Below are 4,866 nucleotides of genomic sequence, written 5' to 3'. Positions count from 1 at the left end.
CCTCAATACTTGATCGGCACGCGCAGGTACCGCTCGGCGTAGCGGCAGCCGACCTTCTGGCCGGCCTCGATCATCGCCGGTCCGACCTTGTGCTCGAGCATCCAGGCCGCGTCGTCATTCGCCTCGCCGTTCTGGCTTCGGTGGCACATGATCGCGGCCATCTTGGTCTCGACCTGATCGGTCACATCGACGTAGAGGTCGGCCTCCCGGAACGCCGACGTCCAGACCTCCTCCACGCGGAACGGCGCGTACTCCTCGTCCAGCAGTTCAGGATGGCTGAACGGCATGTAGCTCTCGGGGTAGGCCGCGACCAGGGTCGCCTCGGACGCGGCCATGTGGTCTGCGTGCACGATGTCGACGGGTGCGTCGGGGAGTCGCTGCGGCGCCATCGTAAGGATGACCTCCGGGCGAAACCTGCGGATCTGCCGGACGATGTCGCGACGCAGCGCGCGCGTCACCTCGAGTTCGTCGTTCCGGTAACCCAGGTAGGCGATCTCGCTGACGCCGAGCACGTCGGCGGCGGCGCGGAGCTCCGTGGCGCGGATCGCCGCCACCTCCTCGGTGGTCTTCGACCTGTCGACCGTGCCGGTCGAGCCATCGGTGCAGACCACGTAGTTCACCTCGGCCCCCTGTGCGGTGAGACGCAGGATGGTGCCGCCGAACATCCACTCGGCGTCATCGGGATGGGCGAATACCGCGAGGGCACGCGTGACGTCACCGATCAGCATTGCGTCCACCTGTCCGTTCGAGCCGTTGGGCTGGGCGCCCGTGATCAACCGTCGGCACGATCATGGCGGCTCGCGCCGCCGCCATGGTGTCGATGACGCGAACCGGCCATCGGCGCCAGCTCACGACTATAGGTTTCGCCCCGCTGGCCGCCTGGGGACGCGAACCCTCGCCCGCGACGCGGCCGTCCGACATCATCGAGAGCGGCACCGCCGCTGGCACTACGACCCGAGATGAGCAGATGTGACTGATTCCGACTCGCACGCCGACCTGACGTTCTCGCTGACCGACAAGGTAGCCGTGGTCACCGGCGGCGCCTCCGGTATCGGCGCGGCGATCGGGCGCGCTTTCGTCGCGAAGGGCGCGAAGGTGGCGGTGGCCGACCTGGCCCTGGACGCCGCCGAGGCGACAGTTGTTCAACTGGGGAACGGATGTGCGGCGTTCGCGTGTGACGTGTCCGACCCGGCAGCGGTCACCGCGACCGTCCAGGCCGTGCTCGAGCACTACGGGCGGATCGACATCCTGGTGAACTGTGCCGGGATCGGGCCGCTGGCCGCCGCCGAGGACCTGAGCCTGGACGTCTGGGACACCACGATGGACGTGAACCTCAAGGGCACGTTCCTCATGAGCCAGACGGTCGGACGCGCGATGCTGGCCCAGGGCCGCGGCAAGATCATCAACCTTGCATCGCAGGCGGCGACCGTCGCGTTGGACGGTCATCTGGCCTACTGCGCCTCGAAGTTCGCCGTCGTCGGTCTCACGAAGGTCCTGGCCTCGGAGTGGGGTGGTCGCGGCATCACCGCCAACACGATCTCGCCGACCGTCGTGATGACCGCCCTCGGACGCCAGACGTGGGGAGGGGCCAGAGGTGAGGCCTTCAAGGCGATGATCCCGACCGGCCGGTTCGCCTATCCGGACGAGATCGCTGCCACCGCGGTGTTCCTGGCCTCCGACAGCGCGAACATGATCAACGGGGCCGACATCGTCGTCGACGGCGGCTACACAGTCCGCTGAAGCCGGCCGGTTCACTGTCTCGGCCGGCTCCGCCCCGGTCAAGACATCAGCGGGCTGGCCCCTAGATGTGCTCGAGGAGCAGTGCGAGCGGTGTGGGCACGCGGGTGAGATCGAGGGCGTCGACCAGGAGCGACGCGTAGCGGATCTTCCGCCCGCCACCGGATCCCATGAAGCGCCTCAGGTGCTGCTCGACGCCGCGTCCGCGCTGCGCGGGCTGCTGCTGCAGGAGACGGAACGCGTTCAGGTCGCCCTGAGCGCCGATGACCCGTTCGACCTCGGTGGCTCCGAGGGAGCGGATCAGCTCGTCCTCGAGATCGGCGTCGCATACATAGAATCCGAGGCTCTCCATCTCGGCACGCGTGTTCGGTGAACCGAATCCAGCCCGCTCCAGGCTGCGCCGGAAGTACGCCTCCTCACCGGCGTCGCACAGGCCCGTCAACGTCACGTCGGCACCGCGTGGGCCGAACAACTCCAGGAATCTGCCGATGTTCGTGGCGCCTCCCATCGGGACGACCACCACACCCTCACCGTCGAGATCGCGCCCACCACGTCGCGCCAGCGCCTCGACCGCGGCCTGGTCGCTCACTCCCTCCACGAGCACGACCGCGCGTGCGCCGGCCGGCAGGCGCGCTCCGGGCGTCTCGTCCACGTAGCCCATCTTCGCAGCCGCCTCGCGCGCGGTGGCGAGGAACCGGTTGGCGGCGAGGCGGCGGCCGCAACCGCCTACGTGTGCTGCGGACGCGCCCAGACCGAAGCACCCTGCCAGTCCACCGCCACGACGGTCTCGTTGCCGATCACCCAAGCGTCGTGCCCCGGCGGGAGAGAGGTGATCTCGCCCGCGTGCACATCGAGCTCGGTGCCGTCCTGCATGGCGACATGAAGATGTCCAGACAGCTGGTACGACTGATGCGGTGCCATGCAGAGGTCGGTGCCGGCCACCGGCTTCACAGCTTCGGACCAGCGCCACCCCGGCTGGAGGGTGAGCCTCCCTACTTGCGCGCCGGCTGCGAGATTGACCAGATCGAGCCGCCAGTTCTCGCCCTCCCGCACCTCGTCCGGCTGATCGAACGACACGTGCTCCAGTGGTTGCGTCATGGCTACGTCCTCTCGTATCCGTGAGGGCTACCACTGTGGCGCCCGGCCGTCAATGCCCAGGTCAGCAACTGAGAGCCCTTCGGGCTCGCCGTGGTTCGCGAAGATTCTCAGCGGGTTGCGGTGTCGCTGGGGCTCTGGTGATGACCGGGGTTGGCGAGGAGTATGGGCTCGTTCGTCCCGGTAGGACACCGAAAGCCCCCTGTAGTGCCTGTGAGCCTGTAGGTCAGCATGGTGGTGGAGGGCTGCCACGGGAACCGTGGATTGTTGCCTTGAGCACGAGCGTCAGACTTCTGGATTTTCTTTGCCCTCCCCGGGACGGACATCGCGATCGTTGCCGTTGAGGAGGAGGAACACGCGATGGATCTGTTGCACCCGCGGTGTGCGGGACTGGATGTGTCGAAGCGGGACGCGAAGGTGTGCGTCCGGGTCGCCAGTGGCGGCCGGGCGAGCGCGACGTCGACGGTGACGACGTGGGGGTCGGTCACCAATCAGGTGCTGGCGTTACGTGAGCACCTGATCAGCGAGCGGGTCACGCTGGTGGTGATGGAGGCAACCGGGGACTACTGGAAGCCGTTCTACTACCTGCTCGAGGACGCACCATTTGAGCTGATGCTCGTCAACGCCCGGCACGCCAAGAACCTCCCGGGTCGTAAGACCGACGTCTCGGACGCGGCGTGGCTGGCGCAGCTCGGGGCGCACGGGCTGGTCCGCGGTTCGTTCGTGCCGCCGGAGCCGATCCGGCAGCTGCGGGACCTGACCCGGACCCGCACCACGATGGTGCGGACCCGCGCTCGGGAGATCCAGCGGCTGGAGAAGCTGCTGGAAGACGCCGGCATCAAGCTGTCGTCGGTGGCCTCCGACATCAGCGGGGTGTCCGGGCGGGCGATGCTGGAGGCGCTGATCCGTGGACAACACGACCCGGTAGCCCTTGCCGACCTGGCGAAACGACGGTTGCGGTCCAAGATCCCGGCGCTGGTCGAGGCCCTGACCGGCCGGTTCACCGAGCACCATGCGTTCCTGGCCCGGTTGCACCTGGACCTGATCGACCAGCACACCGAGGCTATCGCCGCGGTCACGGCGCGGATCGAGGTGGTGATCGAGCCCTTTCGTGGCGCCCGGGACCTGATGGTCACGATCCCGGGGATCAGTGTTCTGGTCGCCGATGTGATCATCGCCGAGACCGGCGCCGACATGGCCCGGTTCCCCACCGCCGGGCACCTGGCGTCCTGGGCCGGGACCTGCCCGGGGAGCAACGAGTCCGCTGGCCGGATCAAGTCCACCAAGACCCGCCCCGGCAACCCCTACCTCAAAGGCGCTCTCGGGATCGCAGCGATGTCCGCCGCCAGCAGCAAAGACACCTACCTGGCAGCGAAGTATCGACGCATCACGTCTCGACGCGGTCCGATCAAGGCCATCGTCGCCATCGAGCACACGATGCTGATCGCGATCTGGAACATGCTCACCAACGGCGTCCTCTACCAAGATCTCGGCGGCGACTACTACACGAAACTCAACCCCGACAAGACCAAACAGCGCGCCCTCAACCAGCTCCGCCAGATGGGCTACGAAGTCACCCTCAACCCCCTACCAGCCGCAGGGTGAAGGGAATCTTCGCGTCAGGTGCCGGCACCAACGCAGGTGCCCACTGGCCATACCGGCCGGCGCGCTCGTCGACGACTACGTCGCCTACGCGATCGGCCAGGAGCGGCTCCCTCCTCCCGACAGTCACGGTCTGCACCGGGGCGGAAGCGTCGCGAACGCGATCGGCTCGACGAACGTCGGTCTGACGGTCCGCTACAAGAAGCTGACCGCGGCCGACATCTCGAACGGCTTCATCACCCCGGCATTCTCCTCGTCCCGCGGGTGGGCTTCAGGGCGCGGTCCTCGGCCGCGGCGCGGGCGCACCGCAGGTCCCGGGCAACTCCGTACTCCTCGACATCGGTGGCGTCGCGCCTGGCGTGATCGCCTGCCCAACGCGACACCGGAGGTCGACGGCTCGCTGATGGTCGGATTCGGCGGTTGGGGTCCGGT

At 67.8% G+C, this 4,866-nt stretch carries 5 protein-coding genes; 2 read left to right on the top strand and 3 right to left on the bottom strand.

From position 1 onward, the window contains the following. Nucleotides 1–2: 2 nt before the first annotated feature. Entirely contained in the window at nt 3–728 is a 726-nt protein-coding gene (locus tag VIM26_RS13420) for a PIG-L deacetylase family protein (RefSeq protein WP_331951977.1), read from the bottom strand. Between the two features lie 241 nt (nt 729–969). Between VIM26_RS13420 and VIM26_RS13415 the strand changes: the two genes are divergently transcribed. Then, nucleotides 970–1,740: a GolD/DthD family dehydrogenase gene (locus tag VIM26_RS13415; protein WP_331951975.1), complete on the top strand. Its 771-nt coding sequence runs from the start codon at nt 970–972 to the stop codon at nt 1,738–1,740. A 61-nt stretch (nt 1,741–1,801) separates the two neighbouring features. On the opposite strand, the gene VIM26_RS13410 is transcribed toward VIM26_RS13415, so the two are convergent. Further along, the gene (locus tag VIM26_RS13410; protein WP_331951973.1) at nt 1,802–2,389 is read right to left on the bottom strand and encodes an ATP-dependent endonuclease; all 588 of its coding nucleotides are present in this window, start codon (nt 2,387–2,389) and stop codon (nt 1,802–1,804) included. A gap of 74 nt (nt 2,390–2,463) precedes the next feature. Next, nucleotides 2,464–2,835, bottom strand: coding sequence for a cupin domain-containing protein (locus VIM26_RS13405; protein ID WP_331951971.1), 372 nt, complete (start codon nt 2,833–2,835; stop codon nt 2,464–2,466). A 357-nt stretch (nt 2,836–3,192) separates the two neighbouring features. On the opposite strand from VIM26_RS13405, the gene VIM26_RS13400 reads away from it, so the two are divergent. Continuing rightward, nucleotides 3,193–4,437, top strand: coding sequence for an IS110 family transposase (locus VIM26_RS13400; protein WP_331951969.1), 1,245 nt, complete (start codon nt 3,193–3,195; stop codon nt 4,435–4,437). The last annotated feature ends 429 nt before the right edge of the window (nt 4,438–4,866 follow it).

Source organism: Pengzhenrongella sp., assembly GCF_036565025.1.
Taxonomy (GTDB): Bacteria; Actinomycetota; Actinomycetes; order Actinomycetales; family Cellulomonadaceae; genus Pengzhenrongella.
Note: the sequence above shows the minus strand (reverse complement) of the source record. Positions and strands in the feature narration are given on the sequence as shown.